18 protein-coding genes are annotated in these 22,580 nt (G+C 61.1%); 12 read left to right on the top strand and 6 right to left on the bottom strand.

All coding sequences use genetic code 11. The annotated features are described in order from the left end of the window. Positions 1-22: 22 nt before the first annotated feature. From xdhA to B472_RS04120, 6 genes are all read left to right on the top strand, one after another. Positions 23-1,498, top strand: coding sequence for a xanthine dehydrogenase small subunit (xdhA, locus tag B472_RS04145; protein ID WP_019425498.1), 1,476 nt, complete (start codon positions 23-25; stop codon positions 1,496-1,498). Continuing rightward, positions 1,499-3,859 (top strand): xanthine dehydrogenase molybdopterin binding subunit, encoded by a 2,361-nt coding sequence (xdhB, locus tag B472_RS04140; protein WP_019425497.1) that lies wholly within the window; start codon positions 1,499-1,501, stop codon positions 3,857-3,859. Between the two features lie 25 nt (positions 3,860-3,884). Next, complete coding sequence (locus tag B472_RS04135; RefSeq protein ID WP_019425496.1) at positions 3,885-4,073, top strand: hypothetical protein; 189 nt, start codon at positions 3,885-3,887, stop codon at positions 4,071-4,073. A 24-nt stretch (positions 4,074-4,097) separates the two neighbouring features. Further along, complete coding sequence (locus tag B472_RS04130) at positions 4,098-5,306, top strand: MFS transporter (protein ID WP_116798570.1); 1,209 nt, start codon at positions 4,098-4,100, stop codon at positions 5,304-5,306. A 193-nt stretch (positions 5,307-5,499) separates the two neighbouring features. Further along, on the top strand, positions 5,500-7,263 hold the full coding sequence (locus B472_RS04125; protein ID WP_019425494.1) for an AMP-binding protein: 1,764 nt from the start codon (positions 5,500-5,502) through the stop codon (positions 7,261-7,263). A gap of 20 nt (positions 7,264-7,283) precedes the next feature. After that, complete coding sequence (locus B472_RS04120) at positions 7,284-8,216, top strand: bile acid:sodium symporter family protein (protein WP_019425493.1); 933 nt, start codon at positions 7,284-7,286, stop codon at positions 8,214-8,216. A gap of 30 nt (positions 8,217-8,246) precedes the next feature. Here the strand turns inward: B472_RS04120 and B472_RS04115 are convergent, their stop codons facing one another. Beyond that, complete coding sequence (locus tag B472_RS04115; RefSeq protein WP_116798569.1) at positions 8,247-8,816, bottom strand: hypothetical protein; 570 nt, start codon at positions 8,814-8,816, stop codon at positions 8,247-8,249. A gap of 108 nt (positions 8,817-8,924) precedes the next feature. On the opposite strand from B472_RS04115, the gene xdhC reads away from it, so the two are divergent. Beyond that, a complete protein-coding gene (gene xdhC / locus B472_RS04110; protein ID WP_050995408.1) occupies positions 8,925-9,713 on the top strand; it encodes a xanthine dehydrogenase accessory protein XdhC in 789 nt (262 codons plus the stop codon). A 191-nt stretch (positions 9,714-9,904) separates the two neighbouring features. Next, the gene (locus B472_RS04105) at positions 9,905-11,116 is read left to right on the top strand and encodes a urate hydroxylase PuuD (protein ID WP_019425490.1); all 1,212 of its coding nucleotides are present in this window, start codon (positions 9,905-9,907) and stop codon (positions 11,114-11,116) included. Positions 11,117-11,194: 78 nt separating this feature from the next. Here B472_RS04105 and B472_RS04100 read toward each other — a convergent pair whose 3' ends face one another. From B472_RS04100 to B472_RS04090, 3 genes are all read right to left on the bottom strand, one after another. Continuing rightward, a complete protein-coding gene (locus tag B472_RS04100; RefSeq protein ID WP_019425489.1) occupies positions 11,195-11,800 on the bottom strand; it encodes a lysophospholipid acyltransferase family protein in 606 nt (201 codons plus the stop codon). Positions 11,801-11,917: 117 nt separating this feature from the next. Then, positions 11,918-13,321, bottom strand: coding sequence for an 8-oxoguanine deaminase (locus B472_RS04095; RefSeq protein ID WP_019425488.1), 1,404 nt, complete (start codon positions 13,319-13,321; stop codon positions 11,918-11,920). Between the two features lie 111 nt (positions 13,322-13,432). Next, on the bottom strand, positions 13,433-14,371 hold the full coding sequence (locus B472_RS04090; protein WP_019425487.1) for a LysR family transcriptional regulator: 939 nt from the start codon (positions 14,369-14,371) through the stop codon (positions 13,433-13,435). A 103-nt stretch (positions 14,372-14,474) separates the two neighbouring features. Between B472_RS04090 and B472_RS04085 the strand changes: the two genes are divergently transcribed. The 4 genes from B472_RS04085 (at position 14,475) to B472_RS04070 (ending at position 18,775) form a co-directional block, all read left to right on the top strand. Beyond that, a complete protein-coding gene (locus B472_RS04085; RefSeq protein ID WP_019425486.1) occupies positions 14,475-15,539 on the top strand; it encodes a tartrate dehydrogenase in 1,065 nt (354 codons plus the stop codon). An 86-nt stretch (positions 15,540-15,625) separates the two neighbouring features. After that, positions 15,626-16,615: a tripartite tricarboxylate transporter substrate-binding protein gene (locus B472_RS04080; protein WP_019425485.1), complete on the top strand. Its 990-nt coding sequence runs from the start codon at positions 15,626-15,628 to the stop codon at positions 16,613-16,615. A gap of 151 nt (positions 16,616-16,766) precedes the next feature. Beyond that, positions 16,767-18,074, top strand: coding sequence for a glycerate kinase (locus B472_RS04075; RefSeq protein ID WP_019425484.1), 1,308 nt, complete (start codon positions 16,767-16,769; stop codon positions 18,072-18,074). A 53-nt stretch (positions 18,075-18,127) separates the two neighbouring features. Beyond that, positions 18,128-18,775: a Crp/Fnr family transcriptional regulator gene (locus tag B472_RS04070; RefSeq protein WP_019425483.1), complete on the top strand. Its 648-nt coding sequence runs from the start codon at positions 18,128-18,130 to the stop codon at positions 18,773-18,775. Positions 18,776-18,788: 13 nt separating this feature from the next. Here the strand turns inward: B472_RS04070 and B472_RS04065 are convergent, their stop codons facing one another. Next, positions 18,789-20,366, bottom strand: a complete 1,578-nt coding sequence (locus B472_RS04065) for an indolepyruvate oxidoreductase subunit beta family protein (RefSeq protein WP_019425482.1) — start codon at positions 20,364-20,366, stop codon at positions 18,789-18,791. Between the two features lie 27 nt (positions 20,367-20,393). Next, entirely contained in the window at positions 20,394-22,550 is a 2,157-nt protein-coding gene (locus tag B472_RS04060) for an indolepyruvate ferredoxin oxidoreductase subunit alpha (protein ID WP_026039238.1), read from the bottom strand. Positions 22,551-22,580 lie beyond the last annotated feature (30 nt).

The raw sequence follows: 22,580 nt of genomic DNA, 5'->3' as shown, positions 1-22,580 counted from the left end.
CGATTACCTACCTTCACCTCCCATGACCCAAGTCACCAACACCGTGCGCTTTGTGCTCGACGGCCGCATCGTCGAAGCCCAGGGCGAGCGCCGCACCACCACCGTTCTGGACTATTTGCGCGAGCAAATGCACCGAACCGGCACCAAAGAGGGCTGCGCCGAAGGCGATTGCGGCGCTTGTGTGGTCATGGTGGGTGAGCTCAATGCGGCGGGCACGGGTGTGGACTATGTGGCCACCAACGCCTGCATTCAGCTGCTGCCCTCGTTGGACGGCAAATCGGTCAAAACCGTCGAGAGCCTGAAAAAAGCCGACGGTAGCTTGCACCCTGTGCAGGAAGAAATGATCAAGTGCCACGGCTCGCAGTGCGGCTTTTGCACGCCGGGCATCGTGATGAGCTTGGTGAACCTGGTGCAGGTGCTGCCAACCCCAAACCGCCAGCAGATCACCGATTCGCTGAGTGGCAACCTGTGCCGATGCACGGGCTACAAGCCGATCATCGATTCGGCCACCCAGGCCTGCGCCAAGCCCGAGGCGCTCAAGCTCGACGACAGCGCCGATGTGCCGCTGCTCAAAGAAATCAAGCGCGCCAGCGTGCCCACCCTGAGCCTGGACGGCGACATCATCGTGCAGCCCGTGGTGCGCACCCGCAAGGGCAATGAATTTGTCTCGCCTGCCACCATCGCCGAAGTGGCCGACTATCTCGTCAAGAACCCCACCACCACCTTGCTGGCGGGCAGCACCGAAATCGGTTTGCAGGTGAACAAACAGTTCAGCCGCCCCGACCACATCATGTATTTGGGCAATGTGAAAGAACTGCGCCAAGTGTCCGAGACCGCCACTGCCTGGCGCATGGGCGCTGCCGTGTCGCTCACCCAAGTCGAAGCGCTGTTGGCTCAAGCCTACCCCGACTTCACCGAGGTGCTGCGCCGTTTTGGCTCTCCGCCCATCCGCTCGACGGCCACGCTGGCGGGCAACATTGCCAACGGCTCGCCGATTGGCGACACCATGCCGTGCTTGATGGCGCTGGGCGCCAGTCTGGTGCTGCGCCGCGGTGACAAAACCCGCAAGGTGCTGCTGGACAACTTCTACACCGGCATGAAGAAAAACGTGATGGTGCCCGGGGAGTTCATCGAAGCCATCGAGTTGCCCAAGCCCGTGGCAGGCCAAGTGTTCCGCGCCCACAAGGTGAGCAAGCGTTTTGAGCAAGACATTTCGGCCACCTGCGCGGCCATCAGCTACACGCTGCAAGGCGGCAAGCTGAGTGGCGTGAAACTGGCCTACAACGGCCTGGCCCCATCGCCTTGCCGCGCCCCCAAACTGGAAGCCGTGTTGGAGGGTCGTGAGCCTGCCGATGTGAAGTCGACCGATTTGGACGCCGCGATTGCTGCGAGCTTCACCGCCCGTGACGGCCTGCGCGCCACCTGGGCTTACCGCGCCCTGGTCGCCCGCAACCTGGTGCTCGAATTCATCGAAGAACAAACGAAAGAGGTGGCTTGAATGAACGCTCCTACCCCCATCAAAAACCTGTTGCCTGCTTCTGACGTTCAGCAGGGCAAAGAGTTGGTGCATGAGTCTGCGCACTTGCACGTCACCGGCTCGGCCACCTACATCGACGACATTCCTGAGCACGCAGGCACTTTGTATGCCGCGCTCATCTTGTCGCCCGTGGCGCATGGTGAGTTGATTGGCGACGGCATCGACCGCGCGGCCATCCTCAAGGAACACGGCGTGGTGGCGGTCTACACGGCCCAAGACATTCCCGGCGAAAACAACTGTGGCCCCATCATCCATGACGACCCGTTCCTGGCCGCTGGCAAGGTCGAGTTTCTGGGTCAGGCCGTGGCTGTGGTGGTGGCGCGCGAGATGCTCTACGCCCGCGAAGCCGCCAAAAAAGCCAAGGTGTTGGTCAAAGAACTCACGCCCGTCTTGACGATCGAAGAGGCCATGGCCGCGAGCAGTTTCATCATGCCCCCCAAGGGCATCACGCGCGGTGACGCAGCGGCGGCGATTGCCAATGCACCCCACAAGATCAAAGGCAGCACCAACACCGGCCAGCAAGAGCAGTTTTATCTGGAGGGCCAGATCACTTACGCGGTGCCCAAGGAAGACGGCCAGCTGACGCTGTATGTGTCGACCCAGCACCCCGACGGCAACCAGCGCGAAGCCGCGCACGCACTGAACCTGCACACCAACGATGTGGAGGTGATCTGCCGCCGCATGGGCGGCGGCTTTGGTGGCAAAGAAGGCAACGCCAGCATCTTCAGTCAGAGCGCTGCCTTGGCCGCGTTCAAACTGCAAAAGCCGGTCAAGCTGCGCGTGAACCGCGACGACGACATGACCATCACCGGAAAGCGTCATGATTTCCGCATCGACTACGAAGTCGGTTTTGACGACACGGGCCGCGTGCTGGGCGCCAACATCACGCTCATGTCGCGCTGCGGCTACAGCACCGATTACTCGGGCCCGGTGAACGACCGCGCTTGTCTGCACATCGACAACACCTACCATCTGCCAGCGCTCAAACTGGTCAGCCACCGCTGCAAAACCAACACGCAAAGCGCGACCGCTTTCCGGGGTTTCGGCGGCCCCCAAGGCATGTTCGGCATCGAGACGGTGATGGACGAGATCGCGATGACTTTGGGCAAAGATCCCTTGGTCGTGCGCAAGCTCAACCTCTACAAAGACCCCGCCATCAGTGGCACGCCCGACACCATGACGACCCAATACAACCAGCTGATTGAAGACTGGGTGTGTGACAAGGTGATCGACCAGGTGGAGCAGGAATCGAAATACGCCGAGCGCCGCGCGCAAGTGCAAGCCTTCAACGCCAAGAGCAAAACCCGCAAGCGCGGCATGGCGCTGGTGCCCCTGAAGTTCGGCATCAGCTTCACGGCCACGCACCTGAACCAGGGCGGTGCATTGCTGGTGATTTACATGGACGGCTCGGTCAGCTGCAACCACGGCGGTACCGAAATGGGCCAGGGCCTGAACACCAAGATGGCGCAGGTCTGCGCCGATGGTTTGGGCATCAGCGTGGACAAGGTGCGCATCACGGCCACCGACTCGCAAAAAGTGCCCAACGCTTCGGCCACTTCGGCGTCGAGCGGTGCTGACATCAATGGCGCGGCCATCATGAACGCCACGATGCAAATGCGCGAGCGCTTGAAGCCCGTGGCGGCCCGCATGCTGGGCTGCGCTGCAGATCAGGTGAGTTTCTCCAACAACGAACTGCATGGCGGCGGCAAATCCGTCAAGTGGGCCGATGTGACCAAGCAAGCGTACATGGAACGTGTGGGCTTGTCGGTCACGGGTTTTTACATGACGCCTGAAATCAAATACGACTTCGCGACCCTGAATGGCCGTGCTTTTTATTACTACTGCTACGGCGCTGCCGTGAGTGAAGTAGAAATCGACACCCGCACCGGCGAGTGGTGGCTCAAGGCGGTGGACATCGTGCACGACGTGGGCCGCAGCATCAACCCTGCCCTGGACAAAGGCCAGATCGAAGGCGCTTATGTGCAAGGCATGGGCTGGCTCACCATGGAAGAGTGCATTTGGGACAAGAAGGGCAAGCTGCTCACGCACGGCCCCAGCACCTACAAAATTCCGGTGGCGGGCGACATCCCAGAACACTTCAACGTGTCCTTGTTCGACAACGCCAACCTCAAACCCACGCCTTTCAACAGCAAGGCCACGGGCGAGCCGCCTTTAATGCTGGGCTTGTCGGCCTTCTTCGCTTTGCGCGATGCGGTGGCCGCCAGTGCTGACCACAAATCCGTGGTGTACATGGACGCCCCGGCCACGCCCGAGCGCATCTTGATGGCCTGCGAAAAAGCCAAGGCGACAGCAGGCCTGTGAGGGCTTGATTTTCAGGAGAAGACCCATGTCAGACGATCCACGGTGCTGCGGCACCGGCACTTGCATCATCAATGACGAAGGCGTGTGCTGGTGTGGCCAGCGCTGGGACGGCGAGAAGATGTGTTTTGCGCCCGAGCCCGTGCTGCAGCCGCCAACCGCCAAATCCTTGGATGCAACATCGGTTGATGTTGCACCCGCCCAGACCACAGGCTGATTCGCAGGTCAAGGCGTTGAAAGCGTGAACACATCCGTGACCGAAGTGGTGGCCGACCACCCCCGCGTGGTGAGGGGCTTGCTCAACATTGCGCACGCGCTGGACCATCTGTTTTTGCTGATTTTTGCGGCGTCGGTCAGCGCCATCGCGGCCGACATGGGCTTGGCCCAGTGGCAAGACCTCATGCCGTATGGCGCGGGGGCTTTTTTCATGTTCGGTCTGGGCTCTTTGCCTGCGGGGCGGCTGGGCGATTTGTGGGGCCGCCGCAGCATGATGCTGGTCTTCTTTTTTGGCATTGGCGCAGCCGCCATCCTGACGGCCTTCGCGCAAACGCCCTGGCAGCTGGCCGCTTGCCTGACGCTGATCGGCGTGTTCGCCGCCATCTACCACCCGGTGGGCATTCCCATGCTGCTGGAGCGCTCACCCAACCCGGGTGCGACGATTGGCTTTAATGGTTTGGCGGGCAATTTGGGCGTGGCCGTGGCGGCTTTGCTCACGGGCTTTTTGATTCAGTGGCTGGGTTGGCGCGCAGCTTTTGTGGTGCCGGGTGTGGGCGCACTCTTGTGCGGCCTCTTGTTTGCACGCAGCTGCCCGCCCGAGGTGTCTTCGCCTGCCAAACGCAAAGGCGGCGCCAAGGTCAGCTTGCCCGGGCCCATGCTGGCGCGTGCACTGGTGGTGATGACAGCAGCCGCGGTGACCAGCAGCGTGTTGTTCAACTTCACCACCAACGGCAATGGCTTGCTGCTGACGGAACGCTTTGTGGGCGTGATGGAAGATCCTGCCGCTTTGGGTTTGTTGTTGGCCGTGGTGTATGCCGTGGCTTCCTTGGCGCAGTTGGTCGTGGGGCATTTGATCAACCGATTTGCCTTGAAACCTTTTTTCCTGTTCATGGTGATGGCGCAGATTCCCATGCTGATCTTGGCCTCTCAGGCCCAAGGCTGGTGGTTGTTTGTGGCGTTGACGGGCGTGATGGTGTTCATCTTCGGCGCTATACCTTTCACCGATTACATGATCGCCCGGTATGTGGACGATCGCTTGCGATCACGCGTGTCGGGCATGCGGCTGGGTGTTTCGTTTGGCGTGAGCTCCTTGTCTGTCTGGGCTTTAGGGCCCGTGGTCAAAGCCATGGGCTTTGGTCCATCACTGATGGTGTTGGCAGGCTTTTCTGTGACCACCTGCCTGATTTTGAGCTGGTTGCCCAGTGCGGCGCATGAGGACATCAAACCTTCTTAATGCAAGGTTTTTGCTCAGGGAAAACACCCGTAAATGTGGCGTGCCCATCGCCTCTAAGACCCCCGATTGCGTGAATAATGGCGGCTCGTTGCAAGCAGCACCTACAACGCAACCATCAGAATCAAAGCAGAACCCGATGTGCAGCATTTCCAGCGTGCATGCATGAGGTCATCTGGTCCCTACAAGGAGTTCTATGAACATCAACCCCGACAGCGCTGGCGCGCATCGTCCGTGGTCAGCGGTTTACCCCCAGGTCGGCATTGCCCCTGATTTGCCCGCCAGCACACACCACAATTTGGCGCACTTCATTCACGAGCACTGCACCCGCTGGGCGCGCGACAGCGAGGCCAAAGCGGCTTTCACCTGCGTGGTGCCCAACGGCATGAATGGCAGTTTGAGTTTTGCGCAAGTCGATGCTTTGTCGGACGCGTTTGCAGGCTATTTGCGCGGCACCCTGGGCTTGGCCCGTGGCGACCGTGTCGCGGTGCAGTTGCCCAACAGTTTGTCTTTTCCGGTGGTGGCCTTTGGTGTGCTCAAGGCCGGTTGCGTGCTGGTCAATACCAACCCTTTGTACACCGTCAATGAGATGGTGCACCAGTTCAACAACTGCCAGGCCAAAGCCTTGGTGGTGGTCGACATGTTTGCCGACAAGCTCCCTGAGGTGCTGGCAAAAACCGGTGTGCAGCACATTGTTTTGGCGGGCGTTCCGGAGTTTTTTCCGGCCATTCCGCGCGGCATCATCCGGGGCGTGCAAAAGGTTTGGAGCAAGGTGTTGCCCACGGTGACCGTGCCGCATGTTCGCTTGCAGGCGGCGCTGGCCCAAGGCCGTGCCACTTTGGTCCAGCAGCCTGCCAAAACCTATTGGCAAGACTTGCAGCCGCACGATTTGGCTTTGCTGCAATACACCGGTGGCACCACGGGTGTGAGCAAGGGCGCGATGATCAGCCACGGCAATTTGCTGAGCAATGTGCAGCAGATGTTGGCCATGGGTGCTACCCACATGAGCCCCGGCAAAGAGTGCGTGTTGACGGCGCTTCCCATGTACCACATCTTCGCGTTCACGGCCAACTTGCTGGGCTTCTTGTCCATGGGTGCACACAACATCCTGGTGCCCAGCCCGCGCCCGGTGCAGAACCTGCAGCGGGCTGTTGAAAACTACCCGCTGACCTGGATGACCGGTGTCAACACCTTGTTCAATGGCCTGCTCAATGAAGAGTGGTTTTTGGCTTACCCACCCAAGCACTTGAAAGCCTCGATCGCTGGCGGCACCGCCCTGCACAGCGCGGTGGCGCTGCGCTGGCGTGAAGTCACCGGTACCCCCATTGCCGAAGGTTATGGCCTGACCGAGACCTCGCCTGTGGTGAGTTTCAACCCCTTGAGTGGGGAGCCCCGCTTGGGCAGCATTGGCATTCCGGCACCGGGCACCGATGTGCGCTTGGTGTCTGATAGCGGTCAAGACGTGCCCGTGGGCGAGCCCGGTGAGATCTGGGTGCGCGGCCCACAGGTCATGCAAGGCTATTGGCAAAACGAGGCCGAAACCGCCAACGTCATGCACGAGGGTTGGTTCGCTACAGGCGACATCGGTGTGATGGATGCCGAGGGATTTTTCCGCATCGTGGATCGCAAAAAAGACATGGTGTTGGTGTCGGGCTTTAACGTGTATCCCAATGAAGTGGAGGACGTGATCGCTCAGATGGATGCTGTGCTCGAGGTGGCCGTGGTTGGCACGCCCGACGAGCGCACGGGTGAGGCTGTTCGCGCCTATGTGGTGCCGAACCCCGACCATGCTGGGCAACTGAGCACCGAAGACGTGCTCGCACATTGCAAGCAAAACCTGGCCGCTTACAAGCGCCCCAGCTCGGTGGTGCTGCGCGACGAGCTGCCCAAGTCGCCGATTGGCAAGGTCCTGCGCAAGGACCTGAAAGCCGAAGTCAAAAATGAATTCAACCGCGCCTGAGCGCCACAGCGGAGTTACACATGGTCACCGAATTTGAAACCAAACTGCTGGGCGTGATGATGATGATCATCATGTTGGGCATGGGCGCTTCCTTGACCCTCAAGGACTTCATGATCGCGCTCAAGAGGCCAGTAGGCATTGGCATTGGCGTGGTCACCACCTACCTGCTGACCCCGATTGTCGGCTTCACTTTGGCCCATCTGGTGCTGCTGCCGAATGCTTCACAGGATGCCTCTCAGTGGTACGCCTATGCTGTCGGTCTCATCCTCATGGCCTGTTTGCCCGGAGGCACCACGAGCAACATCTTCAACTACTTCAGCAAGGGCGTGCTGTCCTTGTCCTTGTTGATGACCATTGTCTCGACCTTGTTGGCTGTGGTGATGGTGCCCCTGACTTTGGGTTTCTTCAGCATGGGCATTGACGGCAACTGGAAGATCCCCCCGGAAAATGTGGCGCAGGTGCTGTTTGTCTTGTTGGTGCCCACGGCCATTGGCATGGGCCTTCGCAAGCTCAACCCCAACATTGGCGCCACACTGGAGCTGCTGGGCGGCGTGCTCGGTGTGCTGGTCATTCTCTTCCTGATGGTTTCATGGGTGCCACGCAACTGGCAGCTGCTGCTCACGACGCCGTGGCAGGTGTATTTCGGGTCGATCGGTTTGGGCGTGTTCGGCTTTGCTGTGGGCTACACCTTTGCCCGGCTGGTGCGACAGGACAAGCGTCGAGCGCGAACCATTGCCCTGGAAACAGGCATTCAGAACGGCCCCCTCGGTGTGCTGATCGTCACGTTGACCTTCACGGGCGTGCAGCAACAACAGGTGTTGTTGATACCGGTGCTCTATTCCTTGTTCATCATGGTCAGTTCAACCCTGGCCACTTTGTGGTTCCGGCGCATTTCCGACCGTGAAGCCCTTTCCCGTGACCGCGCCAAGGTGGGCATGGTGAAGCCCGCGTGAGGCCCCTTGGGCTTGCTGCTGTGCGTGTCTTCAGTCCTGTCCTTCGGTCAGGGTGTCGAGCTGAAACTTGCCGCTTTTGTGCCATAGCCACACGTCGGTGTAAGTGACCTGGCTCATGTGCAGAGGCACCGGGTAGGGGGCAGCGGCTTTGACCATTTGCTCAATCTCCCGCATCACCTGTGGCGCATGTTTGGGCGCACGTTGCCACTGGATGGCTTTGACGCTGCCCCGTTGGTCAATGTTGACATGGATCACGCCCACGGCTTCGAGCATGGGGGGCAAGCGACCTTTGAAGATGCGCTGTTGGTGTTGGGCGTACAAATGGCTGGCGGCATCGTGGCGGTACTCTCGGGCATTGCGTGCCAGAGATTTTTTGACCGTGGGGGGTGGGCTGTACGCCGGCGCTGGTGGAATCAGGCGCTCGGGCATGGCCACGTACGGACGTGGTGGGGGCTCCACTGGCTGAGCAGGTACGGTGACAGCTTGCTGGACTGGCGCAGGCGGCGTGCTGCAGCCGCTTAACCATGTCAGGCCCAGCGCCCCCAGCGCCATGCCGATGCGGGCACCTAAAGTGCGGCTTATTCCTGTCTGATGTGTCATGTCCGGTGTCACTCCTTGGCATACTCAGCGTTTTACTCGCGTGATTGTGGCATTGGCTGACAGGCTTGGCGAGTCCTTGATGGACGATTGGAAATCAATGTGAATTGGATGAATGAGGCATGGACGCGCTTGTCCCAAGAGTCGGCGGTGCTGGTGACGGTGATGGCCACCAAAGGGTCTGTTCCCAGGGGGCCGGGCACGCTGATGGTGGTGTTTGCCCAGAGCGAGCAGGGCACCATTGGCGGGGGGCACCTTGAGTTTCAAGCTTTGGCGCATGCCCGGCTCATTTTGTCGGGGCACGCTGTACCCCACCGTTTGAGCCAAGTCTTGGGTCCCAGTTTGGGGCAATGCTGTGGTGGCGCCGTCGATTTGTCTTTTGAGCAAGTCCATGCAGCGGATTTGCCCCGCCTGCGTGAGCAGTGGGTCCCTCAGCGCAGCCCATTGGCGCTGTTTGGGGGCGGGCATGTGGGCAAAGCATTGGTTCAGACCTTGGCGCCTTTGCCCTTTGCGGTGCGTTGGATCGACAGCCGCGACGAGATTTTTCCGCCCGATGTGCCGAGTGGCGTGGATTGTGAACACTCCAACCCCGTGCAGGCCGCCGTGGCCGATCTGGCCCCGGGCAGCCGGGTGTTGATCATGAGTTTCAGCCATGCCGAAGACTTGGACATCGTGATCGCGTGTTTGAAGCGACAGCGGGCGCAGGCCGACTTGCCTTTTGTGGGCCTGATTGGGAGCGCTACCAAATGGGCCACTTTCCGGCACCGCTTGGAGGACCGGGGCTTCAGTGCACAAGAGATCGCGCACATCACCTGCCCGATTGGCGTGTCCGGCATCACGGGCAAAGAGCCAGAGGTCATCGCCGTGGCGGTGGCGGCACAACTCTTGCAATCACTTTGACGGGGTGATGCGTTGACAAGCGCTTGCTGGTTTCCCCTAGGCGGTTAAGCCTCAGGGATACTGGAATCTCAAACGCAAACTGTATACACTTCGGTGCACTGGTCGCAGCGGCGCAAGAATCTTTGGTTCATGTTCGCGATCGAATACCCGCTCACAGGGCCCGCGGTGGTGAGCAGGTTGGAGAATCCTTCATGGAATCGTATTTTTTGGAATGGGCCAATCTGTTGCTGCGATGGGTGCACGTCATCACGGCCATCGCCTGGATTGGCTCCTCGTTCTACTTCGTCTTTCTGGACAACAACCTGCAAAAACCCAACTCGCCTGATTTGCTTGAAAAAGGCGTGGGCGGCGCGATGTGGGCGGTGCATGGCGGCGGTTTTTACAACCCCCAAAAGTACATGGTGGCCCCTAAAGTCATCCACACCAAGTTGCATTGGTTCTATTGGGAGAGTTACTCCACCTGGCTGAGCGGTTTTGCGCTGTTCACGGTGCTTTACCTTTACAACGCGGGCACTTTCTTGATCGACAAGTCGCTGATGGACTGGACGCCTGTGATGGCCGGATCGGCCGCGGTGGGCTTGTTGGTGGCCTTCTGGTTCGTGTACGACATCATTTGCCGTGTCTTTGGCTTTCGCAAAAACGGCGAGCTGATTGTGGCGGGCCTGATGATCGTGGTGGTGGCGTTCTGCTCTTGGTTGGCCAATGAACTGTTTGCTGGCCGCGCCGCCTTCTTGTTGGTGGGTGCCATGATTGCCACCGCCATGAGCGCCAACGTGTTCTTCTGGATCATTCCCGGCCAGCGCAAAGTGGTGGCGGCGATGACCAGCGGGGAGACCTATGACGCCAACGCTTTGGCCATCCACGGCAAGCGCGGCAAGCAGCGCAGCGTGCACAACACTTACTTCACGCTGCCCGTCATCTTCGCGATGCTGAGCAACCACTACAGCTTTTTGTACACGCACGAACACCGCTGGGTGCTGCTGTTTGTGATGATGCTGGCCGGTGCCTTGATTCGCCAGTTCTTTGTGCAGCGCCACGCCTTCCACTTGGGACGCGCAGCCAACCCCTGGCCTTTTGCGGCGGTGGGCGTGGTGATGATTTTGGCCGTGATCGTGGCCTTGAAGCCGGCTGCCCCCGTGGCCTCGGCTGCCCCCGCGGCACCCGTGAGTTTTGCCCAGGTGCAGGTGCTGGTGGACAAGCATTGCCTGAGTTGCCACAACGCGCAAGTGCAGATGAAAAACGTGCGCCTCGACAGCCCTGACCAGATCAAGCAGCACGCGCAAAACGTCTACCAGCAAGTCGCGGTGAGCAAACAAATGCCCATGGGCAACGCCACCGGCATGACCGAAGAAGAACGCGCCATGATCGGGCGCTGGTTTGTGGCGGGGGCCAAGCTGGACTGAGGGCTGGGCAGGCTGGTTCGGTGCGACGACGAGCGGCCTTCACTCGCCCAAGTGCGGCAGCTTTAAAGCCTGGCGCCGTCAAGCTTGTTGGTCTGGCGGTGTTTCAAACTGATCGGCGTTTTTGCCCTTGAAGGGCGCATAAAACGCTTTGATGGCGACCATGTCCTTGTCGATGTCGCCCGTGGGGTAGAACAGTGGGCCCAGGCCACTGACTTTGCGCGAGTAGTCCATGTAGGCCATCACGATGGGCACCTGCGCTTGCAGCGCGATGTAATAAAAGCCAGTTTTCCAATAGCGTGTTTTGCTGCGCGTGCCTTCAGGTGGCACCACCAGGTGCACCGAGCCTTCGGCGTTGACCAATGCTTGCGCGCACGAATCCACCAAGTTCGACGCTTGCGAGCGGTTGACCGCGATGCCGCCCAGCCAGCGCATGACCGGGCCAAAAGGGAACGAGAAAATGCTGCTTTTGCCCATCCAGTAAATCTGCAGGCGCAAGACATACGCCACCATCAGGGTGTAGGGCAAGTCCCAGTTGCTGGTGTGCGGCGCTGCAATGACCACGCATTTGGTGACACCGGCAGGCAAACTGCCCTCGACCTTCCAGCCTGTGACTTGGAGAAAGGCCAGCGAGATGCCGCGCAAGGTGGTGTTGACGATGGGGGTGTCAAAAATGGTGCGGTGCATGAAAGGCAGGTCTGTGATGGAAAAATTCGTTTTTGAGACAGATGCCTTGAATCATTGTCCAACGAAGCGCAAACGGATTATGACTGTCCCATGGTCATGGGTTCAGCAAAAGCGGCATCACCTTGAACCCATCGCCAGCTGCAAAGCCAGCTGGTTGTGCCGCTCAATCAGCGGCCCCATGTCCACCGTGGCAATCTCCCCTTGGCGCACCACCACGCGGCCATTGACGATGGTGTAGTCCGCGTTGTCGCTCGCGCACAGCAAGAGTGCCCCCACCGGGTCGTGCACCGCACCGCCCGCCATGCTGAGCGTGTCGGTTCGGAACAGGGCGATGTCGGCGCAAAAGCCCTCTTTGATTTGCCCCAGCTCGTGGGCACGGCCCAGCACCTCGGCGCCCCCGCGTGTGGCCAGGCGCAGGGCGTCGCGGGGCGTCATGTCGGCCGGGCCGTGGTCACAACCGAACGGCTCCAAGGCCCGCCCCACACGCGCCAGCAGCATGGCCTGGCGCGCTTCGTTCAGCAAATGCGCTGCGTCGTTGCTGGCGCTGCCGTCCACGCCCAGGCCAATGGGCACACCGGCGTCCAGCATTTTGCGCAGGGGCAAGATGCCGCTGGCCAAACGCATGTTGCTGCACGGGCAATGGGCAATGCCGGTGCGCGTGCGGGCAAACAAATAGGTGCCATCGTCGTCCAGCTTCACGCCATGGGCGTGCCACACATCGTGGCCCACCCAGCCCAAGTCTTCGGCGTATTGCGCAGGTGTGCAGTTGAACTTTTCTTTCGTGTACGCGATGTCGTGGTCGTTTTCTGCCAAGTGGGTGTGCAGGCGCACGCCGTGGGCGCGGGCGAGCTTGGCCGATTCGCGCATCAGGTCCTGGCTCACGCTGAAGGGCGAGCAAGGGGCCACGGCCACATGCGTCATGGCGCCGTAGCTGGCGTCGTGCCAGGTCTCGATAAGGCGCAGGGTTTCTTTCAGGATGGCGGGTTCTTGCTCGACCACGCTGTCGGGCGGCAGGCCGCCTTGGCTCTCGCCCACGCTCATGCTGCCGCGCGTGGCGGTGAAGCGCATGCCCATGGTGTGCGCCGCCTCGATGCTGTCGTCCAGCCGCACCCCGTTGGGGTAGATGTAGAGGTGGTCACTGCTGGTGGTGCAGCCGCTCAGCAGCAGCTCGGCCATGGCCACCTGGCCTGACACGCGCACCATCTCGGGTGTGAGGCCCACCCAAATCGGGTACAGGCCTTGGAGCCAGGAAAACAGTTCGGCGTTTTGCACGCCCGGAATTGCCCGCGTGAGCGACTGGTACATGTGGTGGTGCGTGTTGATCAGGCCCGGCACCACCACATGGCGGCGGGCGTCGATCACCTCGTCGACTTGCTTGACCAGTTCATCGGTATGTTCAGAGGCTGGGATGATGCGTTCAATGCGGCCGTCCCGGATCAAAAACGAGGCGTCTTTCAGTTCGGTGTTGGCATCGTCTTGTGTGGCGATGCAGCGGGCGCGGTGGATGAGCAGCGTGGTCATGGACTTGTCCTGGGCGAGGGGTGAAACAAGTCGCGGCCGAATCCCCTGGTGCCCGCATGTGGCGGGGAGGGCGAGCACCGCGTTGCCGAGCGTACCGGGCTGTGCTGAAGCTCAGATTTTAGGGGCGCCGGGAACGTGTTCCGTGCGGGCTGTTTTGAGCGTCTCGGCCACAAACTCCACAAAGGCCCTGACCCTGGCCGCTGACTTGTGTTGCGCAGGGTAAATGGCGTAGATGTCGGCATCGGGTGCGTGGAACTGTGGCATCAATTGAATCAGTTGTCCTTGCGCTAATTGGTGCCGGATGTCCCATTCGGCACGCAGCAGGATGCCATGACCGTCCAGGGCCCATTGCACGGCAATGCTGCCGTCGTTGGTGGTCAGGTTGCCGCGTGTTTTGACTGTCTCGGCTTTGCCCTGCCTGCCTTTGGCCAGTTTGATCACCCCATAGGCCTCACCCCCTTGGCGAATGCTGATGAAGTTGTGCTGCGCCAAGTCGGTGGGTGTTTTGGGCTCGCCATGCAGGGCAATATAGGCCGGTGAAGCGCACAGCAGCCGCTGGTTGTCGGCAATTTTTTTGGCAATGACGCGTGTGTCAGGGGGTGGCCCAAAGCGGATGCAGACATCAAAAGCATCGTCAGAGAGTGACGGAGGGTCTGCCGACAACTGCAGTTGGGCATCGACTTGCGGATATTGCCGAACAAAGCGGCTGATCAGCGGGCCGATGTGGCTGCGCCCAAAACCCAAGGTCGCATTCACCCGCAGCAGGCCGCTGGGCGTGGAGCGGCTGGCACCCAACTGCTGCTCCAGGTCGGCCATTTCGGCCAGGATGCTGCGCGCGTGGCGCAGCACGGTTTCGCCTTCCACGGTCAGGCTCATGCGACGCGTGGTGCGGTTGACCAAGGGCAAGCCCAGCCGGGTCTCCATTTGCGACAGGCGTTTGCTGACGGCAGCCGTGGTGATGCGCATCTCGCGCGCGGCGGCGCTCAGGCTTCCGGCCACGGCCAAAGCGGAGAAAAAGCCCAGATCGGCGGCTTGCAGGCGGGGTTCCATTGTTGAGTAAAAGTTAACGATAAATTGAATTTTATGGCTTTTGTTGAGCGTTGAGCGTCACACAATGGCGCGTTGATTTTTTCTTTTTTCAAAGCAGTCATCCATGAAAACCTACCGCATCGCCACCATCCCCGGAGACGGCATTGGCAAAGAAGTCATTCCCGCAGGGCAAGAAGTCATGCAGGCCTTGGCCAAAGCCTGTGGCCAATTCACATTTGAGTTTGAAAATTTTGACTGGGGTGGTGACTACTACCGCCAGCATGGCGTGATGATGCCCGCCGATGGCCTGGACGCCTTGCGTGACAAAGACGCCATCCTGTTTGGCTCTGCCGGTGACCCGCACATCCCCGATCACATCACCCTGTGGGGCCTGCGCCTCAAAATTTGCCAGGGCTTTGACCAATACGCCAACGTGCGCCCCACGCGCATCCTGCCTGGCATCGACGCCCCTTTGAAGCGCTGCACGCCCAAGGACCTGGACTGGGTCATCGTGCGCGAAAACTCCGAAGGCGAATACTCGGGCGTGGGTGGCCGTGTGCACCAAGGCCACCCGATCGAGGCGGCCACCGATGTGTCCATCATGACCCGCACCGGGGTGGAGCGCATCTTGCGCTATGCCTTCAAGCTGGCGCTGTCGCGCCCACGCAAACTGCTGACCGTGGTGACCAAGAGCAACGCGCAACGCCACGCCATGGTCATGTGGGATGAAATTGCCGTGCAGGTGTCCAAAGAGTTTCCCGATGTGAAGTGGGACAAGGAATTGGTGGACGCGGCCACGGCCCGCATGGTCAACCGCCCGGCGACCCTGGACACCATCGTGGCCACCAACCTGCATGCCGATATTTTGAGCGATCTGGCGGCAGCGCTTGCGGGCAGCCTGGGCATTGCGCCCACCGGCAACATCGACCCCGAGCGCCGATACCCCAGCATGTTTGAACCCATTCATGGTTCAGCCTTTGACATCATGGGCAAAGGCTTGGCCAACCCGGTGGGCACCTTCTGGTCGGTGGTCATGCTGCTCGAGCACATTGGCGAGCCTGCCGCGGCGCAGCGCTTGATGGCCGTCATCGAGAGTGTCACGGCCAATCCTGCCTTGCACACCGGTGATTTGGGTGGCAAAGCTCGGACCGCCGAAGTGACCGCAGCCGTTTGCAAGGCCTTGCTCTGATTTTTCAGCCCAAGTTTTAGCAGGGCCTATCATTGGCAAGACTGTTCGATTTTTTTTACTGTCCCTCAATCACGAAAGGTTTGAACATGACATCCAAGTTCCTCTCCGTAGCCCTGGCCTGTGCGGCCATGGCCTCTGCCAACGTGATGGCGCAGGATTACCCTGTCGCCAACAAATCCATCACCTTCGTCTTGCCCTATGCGGCGGGCGGCCCAACCGACAAGGCGGCGCGTGACCTGGCACAGTCCATGAGCAAGTTCATGGGGGGCCACAGCATCGTGATCGATAACTCTGCGGGTGCATCGGGCTCGATCGGCGCGAACAAAGTCGCTAAAGCGCCAGCAGACGGTTACACGCTGCTGTTCACCCACATTGCACAGGCCACCTTGCCCACTTTTTTCCGCAATTTGCCCTACAACGTGGAAAGAGACTTTGAGTACATCGGCCTGGTCAGCGAAAACCCGATGAACCTGATCGGTCGTCCCAGCTTGCCGGCCAACAACATGGCTGAGTTGTTGGGCTGGATCCAAAGCAACAAAGGCAAGATCAACATCGCCAATGCCGGCCCAGGCTCCGCTTCTCATTTGTGCGGCATGTTGTTCCAATCCACCATCAAAGTCGACATGACGTCGGTGCCCTACAAAGGCACCGCGCCTGCGATGACCGATTTGATTGGCGGCCAGGTGGACTTGATGTGCGACCAGACCACGACCACCATCCCTCAAATTGAAGGCAAGCGTGTCAAGTCATTTGCAGTGACCACGCCAGCGCGTTTGACGGCGCCCATCCTCAAAGACAACCCCACCATGCAGGAAGCTGGGCTGAAGGATTTCTCGGTCACCATTTGGCAAGGTCTGTATGCCCCCAAAGGCACGCCAGCACCGATTCTGAAAAAGCTCAACGACGCGCTCAAGGCGGCTGTCAAAGACCCTGACTTCATTCGCAAGCAAGATGCGGGTGGCGCCACCGTGATCACAGACGCGCGCAACGACCCAGCGGGGCACAAGGCTTTTGTCATGTCCGAAGTGGCCAAGTGGGCGCCGGTCATCCGGGCCGCGGGTGTTTACGCAGATTGACACTGAGTGTCATGGGGCCGTTGCTGTCTCTTGAAGACGCAGCGGTCCCGTCAGCTTCAACCCCATCCTCAGTCCTGGGGTCAGTGGCCCACGGCCTTGGGGTTAAATGCCTTTATCCTAGGCTTTTGCTTTTTTGACCATCTGCCTTGTGATGACCGATCCCCAAACCGTCTTGCGCCACCTCTACGATGTGGCGGTTCAACGTGCGCTTCCGCTGCACAACACCGCTGCCCATTTGCCCACCCCGCCAGATCCTGCCAAGGGCCGTACCTTGGTGTTGGGCGCAGGCAAGGCGGGCGGTGCGATGGCGCAGGCGGTCGAGGCCCTGTGGCCAGCGGATGCGCCGCTGTCGGGCCTGGTGGTCACGCGCTATGGCCACACACCGCCTCGTCCGGCGGAATTGCCTGAACGCATTGAAGTGGTCGAGGCCTCACACCCGGTGCCCGATGCCGCAGGTTTGCAAGCGGCAGAGCGGATTTTGGAACTCACGCAAGGCCTGACAGCCGACGATCTGGTGCTTTGCCTGATCTCGGGCGGCGGCTCGTCTTTGCTGACTTTGCCAGCCGACGGCATCAGCTTGCAGCTCAAGCAAGACATCAACCGCCAGCTGCTGGCCAGTGGGGCCAATATTTCTGAAATGAATTGTTTGCGCAAACACCTCTCGCGCATCAAAGGCGGTCGCTTGGCGGCGGCATGTAGCCCTGCTCGGGTGGTCACGCTCACCATCAGCGATGTGCCGGGCGACGACCCGTCCATCATCGCCAGCGGCCCCACCGTGCCGGATGCCAGCACCTGCGCCGATGCGCTGGCCATTCTCAAACGCTACGCCATCACGCTGCCGGACGCGGTGCTGCAGGCCTTGCAGTCGGGTGTTTGGGAAACGCCCAAACCCGGCTCGCCCGTGTTTGCAGGCCACAGCGTGCACATGATCGCCACGCCCCAGCAGTCGCTCGAGGCCGCAGCCACTGCTGCGCGTGCCATGGGCTTGAATGCTTACATCCTGAGCGATGAGATCGAAGGCGAGTCGCGCGAGGTGGGCAAAATGCACGCGGCCCTGGCGCGTGCGGCGGCCAAGGGCTTGGGGCCGTTCATCAAGCCTTGTGTGATTCTGAGCGGCGGCGAAACCACCGTGACCATCAAGCCCCAGCCTTCGGGCACGCCTCGCGGGCGCGGAGGGCGGGCAGGGGAGTTTTGCATGGGCCTGACGGAGGCCCTGCAAGCTCAGAGCGGCGTTTGGGCTCTGGCGGCCGACACCGATGGCATTGACGGCATCGAAGACAACGCCGGGGCGCAAGTGGCCCCTGACACACTGGCGCGCGCTGCCGCGCTGGGGCACAAACTGGCCGATCATTTGCAGCGCAACGATGCCTACGGCTTTTTTGAGCCACTGGGCGACCTGGTCATCACCGGGCCCACGCACACCAATGTGAACGATTTCAGGGCGATCTTGGTGGTCTGAGTTGATGTGCGTCAAACCGGCAGGCCCTGTGCTCTGGCACATTCGGGTCCATCATGTTGGACGACACCTTGCCCCACTCCGCTTTTTCTGCCGCCGCTCGGGCCTCTGAGCCCCTTGCGCTGACGGCGGGTACTGTCTTGCTCCACCGGGGTGACCCGGTCCAGCACCTCGTGCACATTTTGCAGGGTCGGGTGGTTTTGGGGGTGATGGTCGATGGTGTCATGGCCCATCAGTTGGGCGCGATGGAGGGTCCGTTCTGGCTGGAGGCCGCTTCGGGTCTGCTGGGTCTGCCACATGTGGTCGATGCGGTGGCCGAAACCGATGTGCAGTTGCAAAACGTAGCTGTGCAGGACTTTGTGGCCCAAGTGCAGGCGCTGCCTGAGGACTCGCAAAACCTGCTCATGGACATGGCGCGTTCTCAGCGTCAACAAACTGAAATAGGCGTGAGCCGCCTCGCCAAAGACGCCGATGCACGTTGCGCCGAATGGTTGTTGCGCCATGCCCAACCCGACGAGCTTCTGGGGGGCTTGGCTGTGAAGCTGACTGAACGCAAGCGCACGATTGCCGCCCAATTGGGCATCGCCCCAGAAACTTTCTCACGCGTGCTGCGCCACTTGCGTGAGCGCCATCTCATCAGCGGAGGTGGTCGCGTGTTGGGCCTGCCCAACCCACAAGCCTTGCGCGAGCTGGCCGGGGTTTGAGCCCGTCAGGCCCTTAAGATTTTTGCAGCCTGGGATTTTTCATCCACAGCACCGGTTGCTCTTTGACAGGGCGTGCAGGTGCGCCGTGTTGCAGCAAGGCCTGGTCGAGCGCTTGCCCCGCCTCGTCTTGCAGTGCAGCTTGGCGGATGCGGGCCACGGCAGCGGCTTGTTCAGCCAAAGGCACGGCCGATGCAGGGCCGCACACATGGCGCAGGATGTGCAGCAGGTTGTCCTTGCCACGCTCGTTGGTGCTGCCATAGCCTTTGATGAGTTGCCCGCAACGCGCCAATTCCAGACCCAGCGCGGGTGAGAGGCGTGTGGCGCTTTCAATGCCACACAGCCACTCTTCGATCAGGGCTTGCTCAGTGGCATATCGGCTGCCCAGTTGGCGCAGCACGCGCAGGCTGGCCAAGAGGCGCAAGCTGGCCATGCCCCACAGGGCATGCCGTGCCACCTTGAGTGGCATCGACCAGGGTGCCTGACCTTGCGACACCCGGGCGCGGTCCCAGCGCAGCAGTTTGCTCGCCAGGCCTTGGGGCAACAAGGCGGCCAGCTCGGGCACGCCGGGTTTGAAGTGGTCGTAAACCTTCAGCACATCGCCTTCTTGGGCTTTGACTTCTTGCGTCACGCGGTCCCAGCGGCTGGCGCGGCTTTTCAGGTCGGCCACACGGATGATGTCGTCAAACGCCATCCACAGGGCCAGCCAGCGGGTGGTCTCGGCAGTCACGGGGCTGCTGGCGTCGTTGGCGTGGGCTTCAGCATGGAGCAAGCGTTCGAGCCGTTGCACATACAGGCGGGCATACGCCGGGCCTTGGTATTCCACCAGGCGCTGGTGTGCCAGGCCCATCAGGGGGTGCAGCTCTGCTGGAAATTTGGCGGCCACATCTGCGGGCAAAACGGCCGATGCAAGCTGTGCAGGGGCCGCAGGCTTCATCACCTGTTCCACATACTGCGCCTGTTCGCGCTGGCGCGTTACCAAGTCAAAAGCCGACGCAAAACCGCGCAAGCTGGCCTGGGCCGCCTTGCTGGGGCCTGCCAAAACGGCCTCGTAATGGTCTCGCTTGAAGGGCAGCAAACCGCTGCCTGCAATGGCACCCAGCATGACCGCGCTGACCAGGGTGCCGCTTTCCTGGCACAGGCGTGCCATGTCCATGACGTGGTGGCGCAGGCTGTGCGCGGCCACGACATCGAGCAGCGGGCCTTCAGGGCGGCGTCCATCGCCCATGGTCATTTTTTCAGCGGTGGTCAGAGCACGCGACGAGGCGCTGATGACCAGCGTGCGGTCGTTTGAAGCCAGGCCGTTGCCGATCTGGCGGGCGGTTTCCAGCAGCTCCGAAGACACCAGTGCGTCCAGCCGCCCGGGCAGCGGGTTCAGGCCCAGTACCGGCAAGCGACCTTGCAGCTGGCTGTGGGGTACGGGGTAAATTTCCAGGTAATAGGTGGTGGCGCCAGTGCGCTGTGCCACGCCGGGGATGGAGGTGGCTTGGGCCGGGTAGCCCGCGTGGCGGGCCACGTCGACCAGCCAGTCGGCCAGCACGCCGCCGCCTTCACCGCCCAGGGCGCAGAGCAAAATGGAAATGGGTTGGGTCATGGTGTCTCTTTCAGGCGTTTCAGCGGGTCAAGCCGGTTGCAACCAGCGGGTGGCCAGGCTTTGCCAACGGGCCCACAGGCGCTCGTGCAGCTTGGGGTTTTGCACCACCTCGGCGCGGTAAAAGGAGGGGCACAGCGTGGCTGCGTGGGCGTTTTCGCCGCACAGGCCGCAGCCCACACAGCCGTCGATCACAGTGGCCACCGGGTCCACTTTCAGCGGGTCGGGGTTGTCTTTCAGCGTGAGTGTCGGGCAGCCCGAGAGGCGAATGCAGGCGTGGTCGCCGTTGCACACGTCTTCGTCTACGCCGTATTTCACGCGCTCGACACGTTCGCCCTTGGACAGCAGCGAGGCCAGCCAGGGCTTGATGCGGCGCTGGCGCTCCAGTTGGCATTCGCCTTCGGCGACGATCACTTTCAGGCCCTGAAACTCAGTGGTGAAGGCCTCGGTGAGCGTGGCCTGCATGTGGCTGACTTCATAGGTGTGCACCGTGCGCAGCCACTGCACGCCCAGGCCCTTCAGAGTGGACTCGATGGTCTGGTTGGTGTGCACCATGCTCTGGCGCTTGTCACCCGCCAGTTCCTTGGCAATGTCGGTCGGGGTGTTGATGATGTCCTGTGTGCCGGTGGCCGAGGTGTAGCCGTTCTTGAAGATCAGCAGCACCGCGTCGTCGCCGTTGAACAGCGCACTTTGCACACCCGTGAGCAAACCGTTGTGCCAAAAACCGCCATCCCCCATCACCGACAAAACCCGCCGCTTCATCACCGGTGACACGCCCGCCCGGCTGGCCAAACTCATGCCATAACCCAGGATGGAGTGGCCAAAGGAAAACGGCTCGAAAGTGGCCAGTGCATGGCAGCCGATGTCGCCCGCGATGTGCACCGGCCCCACGTCTTGTTGCGCCAGTTTGAGCGCAGAAAACACCGGCCGCTCGGGGCAACCAATGCACATGCCGGGCGGCCGTGCGGGCACCGGACTGCCCAACAAGGTTTGCACTTGCTGGCGGCGTTCGCCGTTGGTGGCCAGCCATTGGCGCGTGGCTTCGGGCACGGCATCGGCTTGGTGTCGGTCCAGAAACTTCAGCAGGCCCTGGGCCATCACTTCGGCGGTGTATTCACCGCCAGACGGCAGCATGTCTTTGCCGTGCAGCGGTGTTTGCAGGTCCAGCCGGCGCAGCATCAGGGCCAGTTCCTGCTCGATGTACTCGGGCTGGCCCTCTTCGAGCAGCAGCACGGCCGATTTGTCCTTGCAAAAATTCACCAATTCATCGGGCACCAGTGGATACGTCACATTCAGCACCAGCACCGACAAGCTGGACACGCCAAAGGCATCGGCCAAGTCGAACTGCTGCAGGGCCCGCATCAGCGTGTTGTACAAACCGCCTTGCACGATCAGGCCCAGGTGGCGGTGGGTGCTGCCTTCGAAGTGTTCGTTCAGGCGCTGTTCGGTGATGTATTGGCGCGCGGCGGGCAGGCGGTGCTCCACTTTGCGTTTTTCCTGCGCAAAGGTCACTGGCGGGTGCGCCAGCCGCATGTAGTTGAAGCCGGCGGGCTCGTCGATCAGGTGCTTTTTGGACAGCTTGGGGGCCTGGTTGTCCTTGGCCACAAACTGGCCGCGCACATGGCAGGCGCGGATGCGCAACTCCATCATCACCGGCATGTTGGACGCTTCAGACAGCCTGAAACCGTGTTCCACCATGTTGACCATCTGGCCCAATTCGGGCCGGGGGTCGAGCAGGCACATGCCCGACTTGAGCGCATAAGCGTGCGTGCGCTCTTGAATGACGCTCGCGCCTTCGCCGTAGTCCTCACCCACCACGATCAGCACGCCCCCGGTCACGCCGGGCGACGACAAATTGGACAGCGCATCGGCCGCCACGTTGGTGCCCACGATCGATTTCCAGGTCACCGCGCCGCGGATGGGGTAATGGATGGAGGCGCCCAGCATGGCCGCGGCCGAGGCCTCGTTGGAACACGCCTCGACGTGCACGCCCAGCTCGTCCATATAGGGCTTGGCCTGCACCATCACATCGAGCAGGTGCGAGACCGGCGCGCCCTGGTAGCCGCCCACATAGCTCACGCCCGATTGCAGCAGGCCCTTGGTGATGGCCAGGATGCCCTCACCGTGAAACACCTCGCCTGCGCCCATGCGCAGGGCCTTGATTTCTTCATGAAATGACACTTCCACAGCGCGCTCCTTGCGTTGTTGCAGTCCCTT

The sequence above is a fragment of the Limnohabitans sp. Rim28 genome (assembly GCF_000293865.2).
GTDB lineage: Bacteria > Pseudomonadota > Gammaproteobacteria > Burkholderiales > Burkholderiaceae_C > Limnohabitans_A.
Note: the sequence above shows the minus strand (reverse complement) of the source record. Positions and strands in the feature narration are given on the sequence as shown.